The organism is Ruegeria sp. YS9, from assembly GCF_024628725.1.
GTDB lineage: Bacteria > Pseudomonadota > Alphaproteobacteria > Rhodobacterales > Rhodobacteraceae > Ruegeria > Ruegeria atlantica_C.
The window spans coordinates 688,729-707,362 of record NZ_CP102409.1 but is presented as its reverse complement, the minus strand read 5'-3'; the positions used below and the strand labels follow the sequence as shown (position 1 = coordinate 707,362).

Sequence of the window (18,634 nt, the reverse complement as noted above, 5' to 3'; positions counted from 1 at the left end):
GCCGATAAGCTCAGGCCGCCTTGTCCAGTTCAAAGGCATCATGCAGTGCCTGAACAGCAAGTTCCATGTATTTCCGATCCACAAGGACGGAAATTTTGATCTCGGAGGTTGTAATGACCTTGATGTTGATCCCCTCATCCGAGAGCACTTTGAACATCTTGGCCGCCACGCCCGATTGCGAGCGCATCCCGATTCCCACAACCGAAACCTTGCAGACATCGGTGTCTGCAACCAGTTCGGCATAGTTCAGCTCGCCCTTTTCCTTGATCGCCAGCAGCGCTTTTTCGGCGCGAGCCACCTGATCCGTGGGGCACGAGAACGTCATGTCCGTGCGACCCTCGTCCGAGATGTTCTGGACGATCATGTCGACATTCACGCCCTCTTCGCTGAGCGCCGAGAAGATGGTTGTGGCGATGCCCGGTCGGTCGGCCACGGAAACAACGGTCATCTTGGCTTCGTCGCGGGAATAGGCCACACCGGCCACAACATTGGATTCCATGATATCCTCCTCGTCGCAGACCAGCGTGCCGGCCTCATCGGATTGTTCTTCAAAGCTTGACAGAACGCGCAGCTTGACTTTGTACCGCATCGCAAGTTCGACCGAGCGTGTTTGCAGCACCTTGGCACCAAGCGACGCCAGTTCAAGCATTTCCTCGAACGAAATGCGGTCCAGCTTGCGGGCCTTTTCGCAGATGCGCGGATCGGTGGTATAGACGCCATCAACGTCCGTATAGATGTCGCAGCGTTCGGCGTCGAAGGCTGCCGCAAAGGCAACGGCCGTTGTATCCGACCCACCCCGGCCCAATGTCGTGATCCGGCCTTCCGGGCTGATGCCCTGAAACCCGGCAACCACGGCCACGCGCATGCCTTCGCTGAATTTCTGGTTCAGGTTCTCGGTCGGAATTTCCTCGATCCGCGCCTGACTGTGCGCGCTGGTGGTCAGCAGCGGCACCTGCCAGCCCTGCCAGCTGCGCGCGGGGATGTCCATTTCCTGCAAGGTCAGGGCCATCAGGCCAGCGGTCACGTTCTCGCCCGAGGACACGACGGCATCGTATTCCCTGGCGTCGAACAGAGGCGACGTTTCGTTCACCCAACCCACAAGCTCGTTGGTTTTGCCCGACATGGCCGAGACGATGACGATCACGTCATAGCCCTTGGCGACTTCAACGCCGATCCGTTTGGCGGCGCGGCGGATGCGGTCCAGATTGGCGACCGATGTGCCGCCGAATTTCATTACGAGTACGGGCATGGGGGCAAAAGTCTCCGCGCCTTGGATTAGAAGTTCCGTGCCTCATAAGCGAGGGGCACCGCAAGGGCAAGGGCGCAAAGCGGTCGCCCCTGCGGCGCAGGGCCGCTTTACATTGGACTGGCGCGATGTCAGCCTAAGGACATCAACCAGATCAAGAGGTTCTTCATGTTTCGCCTAGCCCTTGCCTTTGCAGTAATGTCATCGCCGGCACTGGCCCAGGTCGCGAGTGTCGCAGGGACGGACGGCAAGAACGCGCTGGGCACAATTCCCTGCGCGGCAAATGCCGGTGATCCGGTACAAAGCTGCCACGCCGAACTGCGCCGCCATGATGACGGAAACATAACGGTCGCGGTGGCCCTGGGTGGCGGGCAAGTGCGCAATATCTATTTCAAGGATGGCGTGCCGGACTCCAGCAACTCGACCTCGAAAATCTCACATGAAACGCGCGGCGATATGATGGTGGTCTACATTGAGCCCGGTGAGGTCTTTGAAATCCCCAAAGCCGCATTGACCTCTCAATAGGCGTGCGGTTGCCCGTCATAGGTTTCAAAACAGCCCGTTGTGCTTAGCGACAGGGCATCAAATCGTTCAATCAGGCCGGACACGGCCTGATCCACATCGATATCGGCCGCTGCACCGCCCATATCCGTCTGAACCCAGCCCGGATGATAGATGCCGACGGCAATCCCGTCATCTTTGAGATCCATCGCCAGATTCCGCCCAAGGTTCAGAGCCGCCGCCTTGGACGCGCGGTAGATATAACTGCCACCCGGCGCAAGCGTGTGCGACGCCATTTTCGACGAAAGGATCGCGATCTTGCCACCCGCCGCGCGTAGGTTGGGCAACAGTGTCTGTATCGTCAGAAAGACTCCCGTGACATTTACCGCAAAGCTGTGTGCCCACATGTCGGCCGGGTAGCCATCGATCGAATGCCCCTTGTCCAAATACACGCCAGCGTTGCAGACCAGCAGGTCGATGGGCTGGTCTTTCAACTGTTCTGCCATGGCTGATTGCTGCACGGGATCGGACACATCCAGACGCACCTGTATGCTGCCGTCGCGCGCCGTCCCGGTGACCTTGTCCCCCCGGTTGACGTAACGCTGTGCCAGGGCTTGCCCGATGCCGCGATTGGCGCCGGTGATCATGACGTGCATGATCAATTGGTCTTTCTGCTTGGAACAAACGGCAGCGGAGCCACCGGCACGCCATCTTCGATCAGGGATTTCGCCTCATCCAGCTTGGCTTCTCCGTAAATCGCACGCTCCGGAGCCTCGCCCAGATGAATCTTGCGCGCCTCGCTGGCGAAATCTTTCCCTACATAATCCGAGTTTTCTTCGACGTGGCGGCGCATTTCGGCCAAAACCTTCTCGATTTCAGGCGATGGGGTGGCCACGTCGATCTTTTCTTCAGGGGTGGAACGGATTTCACTTTTCTTACGTGCATTCCGCGCCGGGCGGACGCGTGGCGTCATGACCGCTTTCTCGACCTGCGTGCACCCGCAAACCGCGCAGGTGACCATACCCACAGAGGCCAGCTTGTCATAGGCTGCGGCGGATTGGAACCAGCTGTCGAAACTGTGGCCTTCGCTGCATTTCAACGCGTATTGAATCATGTTCAGTCCAAAAAAACGATTGGCGAATAGATACCGATCAAGATGACAATATCAAGCCTATCAGATGCTACTTTAATGTGAGTACGGCTTAAAGTCGCGCAACAATTCAGCAAGCTCATCAGAATCGACCTTTAGCGCCGCTTTTTTCGGCGAAAACCACTTGCGCCGACGCTCGGTCTTTTCCGGGTAGTCTGGCGACACAGCGCTTACATGCACTGGAAAAACATCCACCAGACACAAGGATGGGGGCCAGTTCGAATGGTGCTTGAGATGCAGGAACTGCCCCAGTCGCGCCCCGTTGATCCGTCCAGATACGCCCGCCTCTTCCCAAGCCTCTTGCAATGCGGTTTCCTGCGGGCTCAGACCGGGGATGAGCCATCCTTTGGGTATGATCCATCGCCGTGACTTGCGTGTCGTGACCAACAAAATCTTGGGACGGCCGCGCTTGATCCGGAAACACAAAGCCGAGGATTGCCGCAAAACTGGCTGCCTTGCAGCTTTTGGAAGGTCATGAAGCAACAATCCTGCATTCATCGAGCGACGCTCCCTTTCGGTCAAACGTCAGCCATCCAAACTCGTAAGCCCACCCGATCTAGAGGCCGACGCCCGAAACCATACCACATGATGTATCACACGCCAAGTCACTCGCGTCGATCAGGATATCGCCTACATTCGGGCAGAAAGCCGCCGTGCCAGATCGTCATGGGGAATATCAGCGTCAATTGCCAGTCGGCGCAAACCGAAATGCACGCGCGCGATCTGTTGGTAATAGCGCGTGTAGACATAATTCGTGCCACCCCCGGCCAATGCCCCCAGCACAGGAACGGACTGGGCTGCAAGCTTTTGCCCCAGTACAATCGAAAAACGCGGCGCAACGGCGGCAATCAGGCGTTGCATGGCCGGTCCGGTCAGCGTCAGCCGGACCGAGAAAAAACCCAGGTCTGCCCCATCATCATGCGACAATGGTCCTGCCGCCGACAAAACGCGGACGCAATCGAACTTTACGTTTTCGGCAGAGGGATCAAACCCCTCGCGCGCGGCGGCCCCCTGAATGGCGCGTAGCAGCATCGCGGTTGTCGCGGGCAGCTCCATCAGGGCTGTCGAAACGCCGCCCAGCCCCCCGGCCGCACCCATGGCAGTCGTCACCGCGGTGTTGACCCAGGGCTGCTGATCAGGAACCGCGCGCCGCGAGCCCTCGGCCGCATGCATCGCCAGCCATAACGCCTGTTCGGTTGCGCCTGTCAGGCCATTCCGAACGGGTTCGGGCAATTGCTCCAGCAATGACTCGGCTGACCCCCCAAGTTTGTTGAGAAGTTTCACGCCAGCCCCTCCGGCGGATCGGTAGTGGTCCGCCAAACGATCCAGTTCGGCCTCGGTATCCACGTTTTCAACAAGAACAACGTTCTGCATTCACGCCCTCCTGCCTACCAACATCGGCGCTGCGCAGCATGGTTTCAATAGGTCAGCGGCCCCAACGCGTTACCGCACCCTGAACCCCGGACCAGGCGCCGGGCACCAGTTCCAGCCCCAAAACCCGGTCAGGGTTGGTGGGCGGAGGCATCTCGACCGCGTGCAATCGTGTGAAACCGAACCGGCTGTAATAGGGCTCATCCCCCACCAGCATGACCCTTTGCCAACCGCGTGTGCGCCCCGCCTCGACTCCTGCATGTATCAAATATCCGCCCAGGCCTTCACCTTGGTGGGTGGGGTGCACGGCAACCGGCCCCAACAGCAGAGCATCGTGATCACCGACATGAACCGGCCAGAACCGGATCGCACCGGCCAGAATCCCCTGACCGTCGCGCGCGACCATAGACAAGCCCGCAACCGGCGGCACGTCATCACGCAAGCGGTAGGACGACAAGGCCTCGCGACCCGGCGCAAAACACAGGTCATATAGGGCTTCGACCTCCCACCAGTCGTCCGGCTCTTCCGGCCTGATCCCGAATTGCTGCACCCTGCCCTCTTTTACTTGCTGGCAATCGCCCTAGCACTTCGCTACGCCTTGGGCAAACGCTTGGAGTTCAGATGTTCTATCGCCCCGAAGACGGCCACGGATTGCCGCACAACCCGTTCAACGCCATCATCACGCCACGCCCGATTGGCTGGATTTCGACTCGGGACGCGGATGGGATCAACAATCTGGCGCCCTATTCCTTTTTCAACGGCGTCGCCTATACGCCACCACAGGTCATGTTTGCCTCGACCGGCACCAAACAAGATCAGAGCGTCGGCAAGGACAGCATCGCCAATATCGCGGCTACGGGCGTGTTTTGCGTGAATGTCGTGGCCCATGCGCATCGGGACGCGATGAATGCAAGTTCGGCCGGGTTGCCGAAAGAAGTTGATGAGTTTTCGCATGCCGGGCTTTCACCCATAGAATGCGAAACCATACCCTGCGCACGGATCGAAGGGGTCCCAGCTGCGTTGGAATGCAAGCTGACGCAGATCGTCACGCTGCCCGGTGAAGCCAATCGGGTGGTGTTTGGCGAAGTGACAGGTGTACACCTGCACGACGATCATATTCGGGATGGCATGTTCGACGTGACCTCGTTCCAACCTTTGGCGCGGCTCGGGTATCGCGATTACTCTGTCGTTTCCGAGTTGTTCAGCCTTTCGAGACCGGATGACTGATGCCCCTGCCTGACGCTGCGCGCCGATATCCTGTCACTCTGCCTGACGGCACGGAACACAAAGGAACGGCCTTTCTGTCACGAGTGATCGACCACCCCAGAATTCAGGTGGGAGATTACACTTACGCATCAGATTTTGACGAACCCGAGGATTGGGCCAATCGGCTGGCCCCTTATCTGTTCGAGTTTTCGCGCGAAAAGCTGATTTTGGGGAAGTTTTGCCAAATTGCCCACGGCGTCCGCTTTGTGACAGCCTCGGCAAATCATGCGATGGATGGGATAACCTGCTTTCCCTTTCCGGTTTTCGATCCGGAACAGATGTTGGAATTCCAGCCGGACGTCCGGGACACCGTGATCGGCAATGATGTCTGGATCGGCTATGGCGCGTTGATCCTGCCCGGAGCCAATATCGGTGACGGAGCGATAATCGGCGCGGGTTCAGTCGTGCGTGGAACCATCCCGCCTTATGCGATCGTCTCGGGCAATCCTGCCGAGGTACGGCGATACCGGTTTGACGCCGACACAATCGAGCGGCTGCTTTCTTTGAAGTGGTGGGACTGGCCAGTCGAACTGATCGCCGAAGCCGAAAGCGCTCTGCTGACGGGAGATATCGATAAGCTGGAGCGCTTGGGCCCTTGAAAAAGGTGGCCCGATTGGCCGCCTTTCGAAGTCAGTGCCCGCCCAGAATACCGGTGCGGACAGAGTAATCTACCGCCAGCTCGTAGTCCGGATCATCATCACTGTCGACCATGAGGTGTCCCGCTTTGTTCAGCAGTTTGTGACAGTCGCGGCTCAGGTGACGCAGCATGACCCGTTTGCCTGCCGCCTCGTATTTTGCGGCGATGTTTTCGATGGCTTGCAGGGCGGACTGATCCACCACGCGGCTTTCGGCGAAATCGATGATAACGGTTTCGGGATCGTTCGGGACGTCGAACAGTTCGATAAATCCGTCAGAGGATCCAAAGAACAGCGGCCCCTGAATTTCATAGACCTTCGCGCCTTTCTCAGTCTCGGATTCACGCGTAACCGCATGAATGCGCTTGGCATTGTTCCAGGCATAGGCCAGCGCCGAGACAATGACGCCGACCACGACGGCAACGGCCAAGTCCTCCATCACCGTTACGACGGTGACCAGAACGATGACGAAGGCATCGGTCATTGGCACTTTGCGCAGAATCTTGAACGAGTTCCACGCAAAGGTGCCGATCACAACCATGAACATCACGCCAACCAGCGCGGCCAGCGGGATTTGCTCGATCAGGGGTGACGCGAACAGGATGAAGACCAGCAGGAAAAGCGCTGCCGCGATACCGGCAATACGTGTACGCCCGCCGGATTTCACGTTGATCATAGACTGGCCAATCATCGCGCAACCGCCCATGCCACCGAAAAATCCGGTCACGATATTCGACGCGCCCTGTGCGATGCATTCCTGAGAGGCCCCGCCGCGCTTGCCTGTGATCTCACCCACAAGGTTCAGGGTCAGCAGGGATTCGATCAGGCCAATGGCGGCCAGAATGACCGCGTAAGGCAGAATGATCTCAAAGGTTTCCCAGTTCAAAGGAACCATTGGAACATGGAACGCAGGCAGGCCGCCTTCGATCGATGCCAGATCGCCGACGCGCGGCACATCAAGGCCAAATCCGATCACGATTGCCGCGACCACCAGAATACCGGCCAGAGGCGCTGGGATGATGCGCGTGATACGCGGCATGATCCAGATCACTGCCATGGTCAGCCCGACAAGACCCAGCATGGTGTAAAGCTGCATCCCGGACAACCATTCGCCGCCGCTCAGTCCATGACCGGTGTTTTCCATGGTTCCGGGCACTTTGAACTGTCCCATCTGGGCCAGAAAGATCACGATGGCCAGACCGTTCACAAAGCCCAGCATGACCGGATGCGGCACCAGACGAATGAAACGCCCCCAGTGCATGGCTCCGGCAATGACCTGAAGGATTCCCATAAGAACAACGGTCGCGAACAGGTATTCGACCCCGTGTTCGGCCACCAGTGCCACCATGACAACCGCAAGCGCGCCGGTCGCGCCCGAGATCATGCCCGGTCGCCCACCGATCAATGCCGTGATCAGACCCACCAAAAACGCAGCGTAGAGACCGACCAACGGGTGCACGCCCGCCACAAAGGCAAAGGCCACCGCCTCGGGCACCAGTGCAAGGGCAACCGTCAGACCGGACAGCAGCTCAATCCGCAGGCGTGAGAAGGTCAGTCCCTCATCTGGCACCCAGCGCAGATCGGGAATGGCGAGGCGATTGGCAAAGCTTGCCAGCAAGGCTCGGGGCATCAGACAGTCCTATAGGATTATATGTTCGCGCGAAGGCGTTGTTGTAGCTGGCGCGCCGGCATTGAGCTACTGCATTATGTGGGATGCAGCCATGCGCAAAGCGCATACCTGGCGCTCACGGCAAGGTGATTTGAGGAGCCACTATGAAGCCACCACATGTGAGGCCATGCGTTGGATCCTCTTCTTACTGTTCTTACTGTTCCCGGCCCTTCCCGTCCTAGCACAGGATTTGGATGGCAATGACACGGCCGGCAACTGGCGGGTAACGCATCACGAAATTTTCGGCATCTGGAATTCGATCTGTGACGAGCGCGAAGAAAGCGGCGCGTTACAGCAGCGGTGCTACATCCGACGGGCAGAGGTGTTTTCCCTTCGGCCAAAATTCGCGGCACAGTTCGTTTTCATTACGCCGGAACCGGAAGGTTTCAAAATTGAATTCGGGATCGAGCCGGGTACTTTCTTCACCCCATCCGGATTTCGCATCGAAAAGGGCGAAGAAACCACATGGCGCACCCGGCGCCCCGGATGCCTGACCGGGCTTGGCTGTACTTTCGAAGGCCAACGCGCCAAGGCGCTATTGGACGCCATGCTGACCGGCGATGCGTTCCGCTTCGTGTTCCGGGACCGGCACGGGCAATCACAGGATCTGACCTGGTCTCTGGGCATGTTCGGCGCGGCCTGGGCCGATTTCACCGGGCAATCGCAACAGCGCAACCTGTTGACGATGCGGGAATAGGCCTCTTGTCAAATCCGGGCTGAACCCGCACAAATTCAACATCAGGTATTCAGGCGGAGCAGGACAGTGACCCAAACCAGGATAGCCGTCATCGGCGGATCGGGCATCTATGACATCGATGGGCTGGAAAACCCGGAATGGGTAGAGGTTGAGACCCCATGGGGAACACCGTCAGACCAGATCCTGACCGGGTCGCTTGACGGTATCGAAATGGCCTTTCTGCCGCGTCATGGGCGCGGTCATGTGCACTCGCCGACAGATGTACCCTATCGCGCCAATATCGACGCGCTGAAACGGTTGGGTGTGACGGACGTGATCTCGGTGTCGGCTTGCGGATCGTTCCGCGAGCATATGGCACCGGGTGACTTCGTGATTGTCGATCAGTTCATCGATCGCACTTTTGCACGGGACAAAAGCTTTTTCGGATCGGGCTGCGTTGCCCATGTCAGCGTCGCCCACCCCACCTGCCCACGCCTGTCGGACGCATGCGAGACGGCGGGCAAGGCCGCTGGTATCACCATCCACCGGGGCGGCACCTATCTGGCGATGGAGGGACCTCAGTTTTCCAGCCTTGCGGAATCCAGGATGTATCGCGAGCAATGGGGCTGTGACGTGATCGGCATGACCAACATGCCCGAAGCGAAACTCGCCCGCGAGGCCGAGCTGTGTTACGCGTCGATCGCGATGGTCACCGACTATGACAGCTGGCACCCGGACCATGGCGAGGTGGACGTGTCCACGATCATCGCCACCCTGACCGGTAATGCCGAAAAAGGTCGCGCACTGGTCAAGGGCCTTCCATCCCTTCTGGGCGCAGAGCGGGCACCTTGCCCGCATGGCTGCGACCGGGCGCTGGAATACGCGATCCTGACCGCACCGGAAAAGCGCGACCCGGCGCTTCTGGCCAAGTTGGACGCGGTGGCCGGGCGTGTGATGTAAAAGCCCGGTTTTTCTACAGATGGCTGAGGATCGCTCCGAAATCCGGTGTGGCTCCGAGCACTGGTACGGTTTGTCGTTCTGGCCGCGTGTCCGGGTGGCAAGTTCAACAGCTTTTTCATTCGGAATATCCTGAAGAAAGCCCTGTCTGCATATTCTTCGGTTATGCGTGCAGTAGTGTTCGCCTTTTTTTGAGTCCTGAAACGGGAAATTTGACTCAGGTGCTGTCGACTTGAGCCCAATTCGTAGTATGGCTGAAAACTCGTGTGACTTGAGTTGGAAAAGGAACCGCATCATGCCACTTGAAGTCTGGCTGGCCTTTGTGGCTGCTTCCACGGCATTGCTGCTGATCCCCGGCCCGACGGTGTTGCTGGTGCTCAGCTATGCCCTGTCCAAGGGGCGCAGTGTCGCCGTCGCCTCGGCCACGGGGGTTGCAGTGGGCGATCTTGTGGCCATGACCGCATCTTTGTTGGGGCTTGGCGCGCTTGTTCTGGCTTCGGCCACGTTGTTTTCCGTTCTCAAATGGGTGGGCGCGGCCTATCTGATCTGGCTTGGGATCAAACTGTTGCGCAGCGCACCAGCCGGCGGATTGAGCACGGTCGACACCGGGCGGGATGTCACCGCGCGCAGCGTATTCGGTCACGCAGCCGCCGTCACTGCCCTGAACCCGAAATCCATCGCCTTCTTCATTGCCTTTGTGCCGCAGTTCATACGCCCTGCTGAACCGCTTGGACCTCAGTTCGTCATCCTGATTGCCACATTCGTCGGGCTGGCCTGGGTGAATGCGTTGGCCTACGCCCTTTTGGCAGACAGGTTGCGGCGGCTGATCGGGCGCGCCAGCGTCATTACGGCAATGACACGGTTTGGCGGCTTGACCTTGATCGGCATGGGTATGGCCACGGCGGTCCTGCGCCGACCGGCCTGACACCGCATCAGTCTTCGGCGTGTTCTTTCATGAATCCGCGGATGAACCTGCGGATTTCACGCGCAGCAGACGTGTCCAGCTCTTTGCAAAGCTCGACAAACGAGTCTCGTTCATCCCTGTCGAGGCGCAAGACCAACTGACTGTTTTTCTTGGTCGACCCTTTGCCTTCATTCCCGGCCACGTGCATTTTTTCCCAACGAAGTTATGCTCTATCTGGCGATGCTGTGTATATCCATAGCATAGATTTTGTCGTTATCGGGCACTTAACGGCAAGGATGGGAAACTGACAACGAACCGTGCAACCTTCAGGCAGTTCTTGAGCCAGGTCCATTCAATTGAAGCCGACGACGCCTGAGAACCGGACATGTCGAATTGCAAACCAGACAGTTTTCTCATCGCGCTCCTGGAAATCCGAGCGCCGGGGCTGTTTGGAACAGGTGGCAGCAAGCAATCAAACGGGTCGGGCAATTGTCGTGGCCGGCGCAAAGGTTGCCCCGGTTTTTGTCCTGCTCAACGCTGAAACCTCGCACCCGTGCTGATCCGGCCGCGGAATTGTTCCTTGCATGGCCAACCCTCTTGGGCCAAACACAATATTGCTGTTTGACGCTAAAAGGTTGGCCCATGTCCAGAAACAAATCTGTCAAAGATTATATCCGAACCATCGTCGATTTCCCCCATGAAGGGATCATGTTTCGGGATGTGACAACCCTGTTTGCCGACCCCCGCGGGTTTCGAATGGCAATTGACCAGATGCTGCACCCCTATGCCGGTGAGCAGATCGACAAAGTAGTCGGGCTTGAAGCACGCGGCTTTATTCTGGGCGGCGCGATTGCACATCAGTTGAGCGTCGGTTTTGTCCCGATCCGCAAAAAAGGCAAACTGCCCGGCACAACAATCAGTCAGGACTACAAGTTGGAATACGGAGAGGCGATCGTCGAGATCCATGACGATGCCATCCAACCCGGCGAAAAGATTCTGGTGGTCGACGATCTGCTGGCTACGGGCGGAACTGCTGCGGCGGGTATCAAGCTGATCGAGCGGCTTGGGGGCGAAATCGTCTCTTGCGCCTTCATCATTGACCTGCCCGATCTTGGTGGCCGTAAAGTGTTGGAAGAGATGGGCATGGACGTGCATGTCCTGTGCGAATTCGAGGGTCTCTGACTAGGAGTTTTTCACAAAAACGTGATTGGAAACCGAAAACCGGGCAGGCTTAGCGCGGTTTTCGCGCCGATCAAGCAGCAAAACGGATCGACTCAAGTGATCTTGTGGTCAGGCTGCCCCGTATACTGGGTGATGCTGCTTGAAGCATTTCAACCCAGGGAGTTAAGCTCATGTTCCGCAAATTCGCCGCCGCCGGTGTCGCCTCGATCCTGTTCAGCACTGCTGCAATCGCCGATGGTCACGGCAAGGACATTGTCGACACGGCCGTCGCCGCTGGCAGCTTTGAAACACTCGTCGCGGCGGTTCAGGCCGCCGAACTGGTGGACACACTCAAGGGCGAAGGTCCTTTCACCGTTTTTGCCCCCACTGATGACGCGTTCGCGGCTTTGCCCGAAGGTACGGTCGAAGACTTGCTGAAACCCGAAAACAAGGATCAGCTGGTTGCCATTCTGACCTACCATGTCGTGCCGGGCAAAGTGATGTCAGGTGATCTGAGCGACGACATGACGGCTGCAACCGTTCAAGGCGGTGATATCACGATCGACCTGGATTCAGGTGTGATGGTGAATGACGCCAACGTTGTTCAGGCCGACATCGAAACCAAGAACGGCGTGATCCATGTGATCGACAAGGTGATCCTGCCTGCATCGTAGGAAAACACCTGGACACGGCCCAAAGCCCGGGGCCGTGTTCACCCTTTCAGGACCGCGCCGGGGTTCATGATGCCCTGCGGATCCAGTGCCGTCTTGATGGCTCGCATCGCGCCCAGCTTGGCAGGATCGCCATAGCGTTCCAGATCCTCGGTCTTGAGGCGCCCCACCCCATGTTCAGCACTGACCGAGCCGTCAAAGGCGTCAACCAGATCATGTATGGCCCGCTTGATCACACCTCTTTGGTCCTCGAAATCCGATCGGCTCTGGCCTTTGGGCGGGAACACGTTGTAATGCAGATTGCCGTCACCAAGATGGCCAAAGCAATTGATCCGAAAGGGCCCGAGACCTGCAATCAAGTCTCTGCCATCGCGAATGAAGTCGGGGATTCTGGAAATCGGGATCGAGATATCATGGCTCGACACTGACCCGATCAGACCATTGGCTTCGGGGATGCGTTCGCGCACCGCCCACAAATCGGCCCGCTGCGCTTCACTTTGGGCGATTACTCCGTCCTGAACCTGACCGAGTTCGTCAGCGCGAACAAAGAGTTCCTCCAACGCGGCAAATGGTGATTGCCCGTCAGCCAGACCCAGCTCGATCAATACGCTCCACTCTGGCGGCGTGCGGAACGGTTGGCGAACATCCGGCAGAACCTCGGCCAGAAAATCAAGCCCCTGCCGGTGGATCAGCTCAAACGTGCTGACCGCCTCACCCACCCTGTCCCGCGCCAAAGCCAGCAGGTCGATCGCCGCTTCGGGAGACGCCACCTGAAACACCGCCGTCCCGATACCGGCGGGTCGCGGGAACAGCTTGAGCGATGCGGCCGTTATGATCCCCAGCGTCCCCTCGGCCCCGATCAGCAAATTGCGCAGGTCATAGCCGGTATTGTCCTTTCGCAGCCGGCTGAGGCCGTGCCAGATCTCGCCACTGGGCAACACCGCCTCAAGCCCCAGGCACAGGTCGCGCGCGTTGCCATACCGCAAAACGTTGACGCCCCCTGCATTGGTCGACAGGTTGCCCCCGATCCGGCAGGATCCCTGTGCCGCCAACGACAGAGGAAACAACCGGTTTACCGCCTCGGCTGCGGCCTGAACGTCTTGAAGAATGGCCCCGGCTTCGGCGACCAGAACGTTCTCGGTCGCAAAGACTGACCGGATGGCGGTCATCCGTTCCAACGAGATCAGCAAAGGCGCCGGATCCTCTGACATCACCTGCCCGCCAACCAGACCGGTGCCGCCGCCATAAGGTACGATCGGGACCCGCGCTTTCGCAGCCAATCCTACCAGCACCGCCACCTCTTCGGTATTGCGCGGCAAGGCCAGCAGACCGATCTGTCCGGCAAACCGACCGCGCGGTTCGTCCAAATACCGTTCTTCTACGGGGCGCAGCACCCCGTCGCCCAGTTTCGAACGGATCAGCGCGGCAAAACGGTCATCAGCGGGGTTCAAACTCATACGCATTCAATGCCCAAGCGATGCGATTGCCGCAAGCCTTATTCAAGATCGATCAGATAGCGCGGCTCAAGCACCACAACCGTGGGGCGGTCCGGAAGGTTCCGCAATGAGACGGTGATTTCCGACACCCCTTCGCGCTCGACCGGAAATGTATCCCTGATATCCGCCAGGAAGCGATCCAGCGAAAACTGCGAGAACCAGTGCATCGGAATGATGACAGAACTTTTCAGCCGTTTCAGAACCGCAATCATCTCGGGCAGAGGCATGGTGGTCCCGCCATCAACGGCGGCCATGACCACATCCAGCCGCCCAAGCGCGGCAAACTGCTCATCCGACGGGACATGATGCAAATGCCCCAGATGACCGATGCACAACCCCTCAACCTCGAACACAAAAATCGAATTGCCGCGCTCTTCGACCCCACCATAAACAGACCGGATATCGGTCGAGACATTGCGCACCAGCATTTCTCCCAGATCCAGATGATGCTCGATACCTTTCCCGAACTCTCCCCATCCCGGCAGAACATGCGGAATGGCCGGGTCCGGATGGGCCGTCCAATGCGTGCCGTGGGCATGGTTCATCGTCACCACGTCCGGGATCAGGTTTGCGCTGCCGATAAACCCGGTAAAGTCCGTCACCGCATTCAGCCCGCCGCGGGTCTGGATCATGAAGGACGCGTGCGCGATATAGCTGATCCGCACCGAGAATTCCGGTACCGGATCCTGCCAGGCCGCCTTGTGCAGATACTCGATTCCGGGCGCCGCATCGGCAATGGCGATACAGTGGCTTGGCCGACGCTCCTGCGCAGCGGCCCCGCCCGAAATCACCATCAATGCCGCAATCAAACAGCGCATTCCCGAAGTGTAGCGCAGAACGCCCACAAGTCATGCCCCTTGTTCATCTGGCCCCAAATATCCCGGGGGAGGCGCGGCTTGCCGCGACGGGGGCAGCGCCCCCTATCCCGCGTCGGTTTTTCCGCGCCGATCGGACCGCAGGCTGGCATACAGAACATGCGTCCGCCACCGTCCGTTGATCTGCAAATAAGACTGCGCCACGCCTTCATACTTGAAGGCCGAGCTTTCCAGCAGCCCGCGCGACGCCCGGTTTTCCGGCAGGCAGGCGGCTTCGATCCGGCTCAGGTCCAAACGGGTAAAGGCATGGTGAACCATCGCGCCGATGGCTTCACGCATATACCCCTGTCGAGCAAAGGCCTGACCTGTCCAGTACCCCAATGTGCCCGCCTGCGCGGGACCGCGCCGTATGTTGTCCAGCGTGATGGCCCCAACCAAGACGTCATCCTCGCGGCGAAACAGAAAAAGCGGAATTGCCGTCCCGGCCGCTACAGAACGTTGTGCCCAATACACACGGTTGGTAAAGGATTTGCGGCTCAGGTGGTCCTTGGCCCAGATCGGCTCCCAAGGAGTCAGATAGTCTTTCGAGGCCCGCCGCAATGCGGCCCAATCGTTGAAGTCGGAATGTACAGGCGGGCGCAAGCTGAGCCGCGCAGTCTCGAGTTTCAGCTTGCGTCTGCCCAACAGCATCACGCCGCCCGCCTCTCCTGTAGTTCGGCCAATGTCGGCGCCCCCGAAACCGGCCCGTACAGCGCCAAAGCGGCAGGTGCGTTGACGGCCATCTGCTCGGCGAATACGCGCACATCTTCGGTGCTGACCGCATCAATCCGGGCCACCGTATCTTCCAGAGACGGGACCCGCCCCCAGATCTGAACCAGCCGCGCCAAGCGTTCGGCCCGGTTTGACGGGCTTTCAAGCCCCATCAGCATCCCGGCTTTCATCTGCGCACGGGCACGGGCAACCTCTTCCGTGGTCATGTCCTCGGCTGCGCGCTTCATTTCGTCAATGGTGATGGTGGCAAGCTCTGCCACCTGATCTGCCGACGTACCGGCGTAGATCGTCGTCGTACCGGTATCGGCATAGGCTCCGGTCTGGGCAAAGATCGTATAGCACAGACCGCGCGACTCGCGCACCTCCTGGAACAACCGCGAAGACATGCCACCACCCAAAGCGGTGGAATAGATCTGCGCCGTATAGATCGCATCGTCGCGATAGCCCGGGCTTTCCAACGCAAGTGCGAAATGGGCCTGCTCCAGCTCTTTCTCCTGCCGTGCTTCACCGCCGGTAAAACGCGCAGGCTCGGCGATCAGCCCGGTGCGTGGTTGCAGATGACCGAACATCTCTTCTGCCATTTTCATCAGCTGATCGTGTTCCACGGCACCGGCCGCGGACAGGATCATCTGATCGGGGCCATAATGCTCGGCCACGAACCCCGACAGATCCTCGCGCGAGAACGCACTGACCCGTTCGGTCGGGCCCAGAATGGTACGGCCCAGAGGCTGGTCGTGATAGCTCTGCTCCTGCAACCAATCAAAGATTACATCGTCCGGCGTGTCATAGGCCTGGCCGATCTCCTGCAAGATCACGCCGCGCTCAACCTCGATTTCGCGCGGGTCGAAAACCGGGTTCAGAACGATGTCGCCGATCACGTCCATCGCCAGCGCCACGTCATCCTTAAGCACCCGGGCATAATAGGCCGTCACCTCACGCGAGGTATAGGCGTTGATGTATCCACCCACATCCTCGATCGCCTCGGCGATTTGCAGCGCCGAACGCCGCTCGGTTCCCTTGAACGCCATGTGCTCAAGGAAATGCGCGATGCCGTTCTGTTCGATCCGCTCATGCCGCCCACCGGCGGTCACCCAGATGCCGATGGCCGCAGATTGCAGCCCCGGCATGTGTTCACTGACGATACGAAAGCCGTTCTTCAGTTGGTCTTGTCTGACAGTCACTCGGCGATGTGCCCTTTGATATGATCCTCGATGGCACCCAGATCGTTGGCAATCCGGGTCACCCGTTCCGGACGTTCATACAGATCAGACATGCGGGATGGAAGAGGCGGATGCACGTCGCTTGCCTTCTCGACTGCGGCCGGAAACTTGGCGGGGTGCGCAGTGGCCAAGGTGATCATCGGGGTGCCGGTGGCACGGTGTTCTTCACCGACCTTGATCCCGACCGCAGTGTGCGGGCAGACCAGTTCCGCGCTGTGGGCAAGCGTATGCCTAATCGTCGCCAGCGTTTCGTCCTCGGACACCCGGCCCGAGTCGAAAGTCTCGCGCAGCGCCTCCATCGCGCCCTGACTGACGTTGAAACCGCCGGACTTGAGCTCATCCATCAACTGCGCCACGGCTCCACCGTCCTCGCCATAGGCGTAATACAACGCGCGCTCGAAATTCGAGCTGACCTGAATGTCCATCGACGGGCTGATCGATGGGATCGTGTCGCCCTTGAAATATCCCTCGCCCGACAGGCACCGGTGCAGGATATCGTTCTGGTTGGTCGCCACGACCAGACGGTCGATCGGCAGGCCCATGCGCTTGGCCAGATAGCCCGCGAAGATGTCGCCGAAATTGCCGGTGGGCACAGTGAAGCTGACCTTGCGGTGCGGCGCGCCGAGGCTGACGGCGGATGAAAAGTAGTAAACGATCTGCGCCAGCACCCGCGCGAAGTTGATCGAGTTCACACCGGCCAGTTTGACACCGTCGCGGAAGTCGAAATCATTGAACATGTCCTTCAGCGCGGCCTGACAATCGTCGAAATCGCCATCCACGGCCAGAGCATGAACATTGCTGTCCGCAGGCGTCGTCATCTGGCGACGCTGCACCTCGGACACGCGGCCATGCGGGAACAGGATGAACACGTCCACCGCGTCCAGCCCCCGGAACGCCTCGATAGCGGCCGAGCCGGTGTCACCACTGGTCGCGCCGACGATGGTCACGCGATCTCCGCGACGCTTCAAGGCCACCTGGAACAGTTGACCGATCAACTGCATGGCGAAATCCTTGAAGGCCAGTGTCGGCCCGTGGAACAGCTCCAGCAGAAAATGGTTTTCGTTCAACTGCTTCAGCGGCGCGCGGGCGTCATGGCCGAAACCTTCATAGGCGCGGCCGATGATCTGCTTGAACTCATCCTCGGCAAAGGACCCGCTGACATAAGGCCACATCACGCGGAATGCGATGTCTTCATAGGACAACCCAGCAAGCGCCGCGATCTCGTCATGGCTCATCACGGGGATCTCGGCGGGCAGATACAGACCACCATCGCGGGCCAGACCGGTCAGCATCGCCTCTTCAAAGGTCAGTTCTGGCGCTTGGCCACGGGTCGAGATGTATTTCATTGCTCTTCTCTCTCAGAAGGGGCGCGGTTGCGCCACAGGAAATACCCGGTCATCACAGCCCAGACCAGAGCCAAGCCAAACCAGGTAATTGCATATTGCAGGTGATCGTTTGGAATTCCCGCCGTATCCACCGGCAAAGGCGTCACGTTCGGGTCGGTCTCAGACCGCGCGATCAGCAGCACCGGCTCGGCCCCCAAAGCGGCGGCCAGATTTGGCACGTCGCGGGCAAACCAGATGTTTTCATCGATATCGGGTTCAGGCGTGTAACCGTCGACCTCATCCGGCCAGTGCAGGTTGCCGGTGATCTCCATCGGGCCGGTCAGACGCGGCGCCTGCTTGGCCGTTGTCGGTACAAAACCCCGATCCACCAGAATTGTGCGGCCCTCGGTGCTGAACGACTGGATGATCCGATACCCTGCCCCCACCTGTTTGACCGAAACAAGCACATGGATTTCGCCTGGTTCCATCTCGCCCGTAGCCGTCACCGGAAGATATTTGTCAGAGTCTTCTGAAACCTGCCGGGGCAAGGCGGTGGGTGCGGCTGAGATTCGGCTTTCGATCTCGGCCAGCACCTCCTGCTTCCAGGCCAGACGCTGAAGCTGCCAGATGCCCAGCGACAGCAGCACGCCCAAACCGGCAAGGCCGAAGATCAGCGGGAACAGAATGCGGCGCATGTCAGGGTCAAACCTCGTTTCAGGAACCGGCGTCTTGTTAAGGGGCGTGCGGGCCAAATTGCAACCACGCAATTGTATGGGGCGCAATCTTGCGCCCGGAATAGA

22 protein-coding genes are annotated in these 18,634 nt (G+C 59.1%); 8 read left to right on the top strand and 14 right to left on the bottom strand.

The features are described 5' to 3' along the window. Window positions 1-10 precede the first annotated feature (10 nt). Window positions 11-1,249 (bottom strand): aspartate kinase, encoded by a 1,239-nt coding sequence (locus NOR97_RS03690; RefSeq protein ID WP_152457283.1) that lies wholly within the window; start codon window positions 1,247-1,249, stop codon window positions 11-13. 165 nt (window positions 1,250-1,414) lie between these two features. Here NOR97_RS03690 and NOR97_RS03685 point away from each other — a divergent pair, with 165 nt between their 5' ends. Further along, window positions 1,415-1,771, top strand: coding sequence for a hypothetical protein (locus NOR97_RS03685; RefSeq protein ID WP_170345024.1), 357 nt, complete (start codon window positions 1,415-1,417; stop codon window positions 1,769-1,771). On the opposite strand, the gene NOR97_RS03680 is transcribed toward NOR97_RS03685, so the two are convergent. The 5 genes from NOR97_RS03680 to NOR97_RS03660 all read right to left on the bottom strand — a co-directional run bounded on the left by NOR97_RS03680 (window position 1,765) and on the right by NOR97_RS03660 (window position 4,818). Beyond that, entirely contained in the window at window positions 1,765-2,403 is a 639-nt protein-coding gene (locus NOR97_RS03680) for an SDR family oxidoreductase (protein WP_257600240.1), read from the bottom strand. The two genes, NOR97_RS03685 and NOR97_RS03680, sit on opposite strands and share 7 nt — an antisense overlap. Window positions 2,404-2,405: 2 nt before the next feature. Beyond that, a complete protein-coding gene (locus NOR97_RS03675) occupies window positions 2,406-2,861 on the bottom strand; it encodes a DUF1178 family protein (RefSeq protein ID WP_257600239.1) in 456 nt (151 codons plus the stop codon). Window positions 2,862-2,933: 72 nt separating this feature from the next. Continuing rightward, on the bottom strand, window positions 2,934-3,395 hold the full coding sequence (locus NOR97_RS03670; RefSeq protein ID WP_257600238.1) for an NUDIX hydrolase: 462 nt from the start codon (window positions 3,393-3,395) through the stop codon (window positions 2,934-2,936). Window positions 3,396-3,527: 132 nt separating this feature from the next. Next, window positions 3,528-4,271: an EcsC family protein gene (locus NOR97_RS03665; RefSeq protein ID WP_170345020.1), complete on the bottom strand. Its 744-nt coding sequence runs from the start codon at window positions 4,269-4,271 to the stop codon at window positions 3,528-3,530. 52 nt (window positions 4,272-4,323) lie between these two features. Then, complete coding sequence (locus NOR97_RS03660) at window positions 4,324-4,818, bottom strand: GNAT family N-acetyltransferase (protein WP_257600237.1); 495 nt, start codon at window positions 4,816-4,818, stop codon at window positions 4,324-4,326. Window positions 4,819-4,889: 71 nt separating this feature from the next. Here NOR97_RS03660 and NOR97_RS03655 point away from each other — a divergent pair, with 71 nt between their 5' ends. Together NOR97_RS03655 and NOR97_RS03650 are read left to right on the top strand one after the other, a co-directional pair. Beyond that, the gene (locus NOR97_RS03655; protein ID WP_170345018.1) at window positions 4,890-5,495 is read left to right on the top strand and encodes a flavin reductase family protein; all 606 of its coding nucleotides are present in this window, start codon (window positions 4,890-4,892) and stop codon (window positions 5,493-5,495) included. Beyond that, window positions 5,495-6,133: a CatB-related O-acetyltransferase gene (locus NOR97_RS03650; protein WP_170345017.1), complete on the top strand. Its 639-nt coding sequence runs from the start codon at window positions 5,495-5,497 to the stop codon at window positions 6,131-6,133. Before NOR97_RS03655 ends, NOR97_RS03650 begins: the two co-directional genes overlap by 1 nt. 31 nt (window positions 6,134-6,164) lie before the next feature. Here NOR97_RS03650 and NOR97_RS03645 read toward each other — a convergent pair whose 3' ends face one another. After that, window positions 6,165-7,799 (bottom strand): SulP family inorganic anion transporter, encoded by a 1,635-nt coding sequence (locus tag NOR97_RS03645; protein WP_257600236.1) that lies wholly within the window; start codon window positions 7,797-7,799, stop codon window positions 6,165-6,167. A 166-nt stretch (window positions 7,800-7,965) separates the two neighbouring features. On the opposite strand from NOR97_RS03645, the gene NOR97_RS03640 reads away from it, so the two are divergent. From NOR97_RS03640 to NOR97_RS03630, 3 genes are all read left to right on the top strand, one after another. Further along, window positions 7,966-8,535 carry a hypothetical protein gene (locus NOR97_RS03640; RefSeq protein WP_170345015.1) on the top strand — a complete coding sequence of 190 codons (570 nt, stop codon included), beginning with the start codon at window positions 7,966-7,968 and terminating at the stop codon, window positions 8,533-8,535. A 66-nt stretch (window positions 8,536-8,601) separates the two neighbouring features. Beyond that, window positions 8,602-9,474 (top strand): S-methyl-5'-thioadenosine phosphorylase, encoded by an 873-nt coding sequence (locus NOR97_RS03635; protein ID WP_170345014.1) that lies wholly within the window; start codon window positions 8,602-8,604, stop codon window positions 9,472-9,474. Window positions 9,475-9,766: 292 nt separating this feature from the next. Beyond that, window positions 9,767-10,396, top strand: a complete 630-nt coding sequence (locus tag NOR97_RS03630) for a LysE family translocator (RefSeq protein ID WP_170345013.1) — start codon at window positions 9,767-9,769, stop codon at window positions 10,394-10,396. Between the two features lie 7 nt (window positions 10,397-10,403). Here NOR97_RS03630 and NOR97_RS03625 read toward each other — a convergent pair whose 3' ends face one another. Further along, on the bottom strand, window positions 10,404-10,577 hold the full coding sequence (locus tag NOR97_RS03625; protein WP_170345012.1) for a hypothetical protein: 174 nt from the start codon (window positions 10,575-10,577) through the stop codon (window positions 10,404-10,406). A 440-nt stretch (window positions 10,578-11,017) separates the two neighbouring features. Between NOR97_RS03625 and NOR97_RS03620 the strand changes: the two genes are divergently transcribed. Together NOR97_RS03620 and NOR97_RS03615 are read left to right on the top strand one after the other, a co-directional pair. Next, window positions 11,018-11,557: an adenine phosphoribosyltransferase gene (locus NOR97_RS03620; RefSeq protein ID WP_170345011.1), complete on the top strand. Its 540-nt coding sequence runs from the start codon at window positions 11,018-11,020 to the stop codon at window positions 11,555-11,557. Between the two features lie 170 nt (window positions 11,558-11,727). Continuing rightward, window positions 11,728-12,210 carry a fasciclin domain-containing protein gene (locus NOR97_RS03615; RefSeq protein WP_170345010.1) on the top strand — a complete coding sequence of 161 codons (483 nt, stop codon included), beginning with the start codon at window positions 11,728-11,730 and terminating at the stop codon, window positions 12,208-12,210. A 38-nt stretch (window positions 12,211-12,248) separates the two neighbouring features. Here the strand turns inward: NOR97_RS03615 and NOR97_RS03610 are convergent, their stop codons facing one another. The 6 genes from NOR97_RS03610 to NOR97_RS03585 all read right to left on the bottom strand — a co-directional run bounded on the left by NOR97_RS03610 (window position 12,249) and on the right by NOR97_RS03585 (window position 18,529). Then, the gene (locus tag NOR97_RS03610) at window positions 12,249-13,664 is read right to left on the bottom strand and encodes an FAD-binding oxidoreductase (RefSeq protein ID WP_257600234.1); all 1,416 of its coding nucleotides are present in this window, start codon (window positions 13,662-13,664) and stop codon (window positions 12,249-12,251) included. A gap of 38 nt (window positions 13,665-13,702) precedes the next feature. Continuing rightward, entirely contained in the window at window positions 13,703-14,521 is an 819-nt protein-coding gene (locus tag NOR97_RS03605; RefSeq protein ID WP_170345124.1) for an MBL fold metallo-hydrolase, read from the bottom strand. 102 nt (window positions 14,522-14,623) lie between these two features. Then, window positions 14,624-15,208, bottom strand: a complete 585-nt coding sequence (locus tag NOR97_RS03600; RefSeq protein ID WP_117869702.1) for a GNAT family N-acetyltransferase — start codon at window positions 15,206-15,208, stop codon at window positions 14,624-14,626. Further along, window positions 15,208-16,470, bottom strand: a complete 1,263-nt coding sequence (locus NOR97_RS03595) for a pitrilysin family protein (protein WP_257600233.1) — start codon at window positions 16,468-16,470, stop codon at window positions 15,208-15,210. Before NOR97_RS03595 ends, NOR97_RS03600 begins: the two co-directional genes overlap by 1 nt. Then, complete coding sequence (gene thrC / locus NOR97_RS03590; RefSeq protein WP_171616270.1) at window positions 16,467-17,855, bottom strand: threonine synthase; 1,389 nt, start codon at window positions 17,853-17,855, stop codon at window positions 16,467-16,469. The genes NOR97_RS03595 and thrC overlap by 4 nt, the downstream gene beginning before the upstream one ends. Beyond that, window positions 17,852-18,529: an SURF1 family protein gene (locus NOR97_RS03585; RefSeq protein WP_257600232.1), complete on the bottom strand. Its 678-nt coding sequence runs from the start codon at window positions 18,527-18,529 to the stop codon at window positions 17,852-17,854. Before NOR97_RS03585 ends, thrC begins: the two co-directional genes overlap by 4 nt. Window positions 18,530-18,634: the final 105 nt, after the last annotated feature.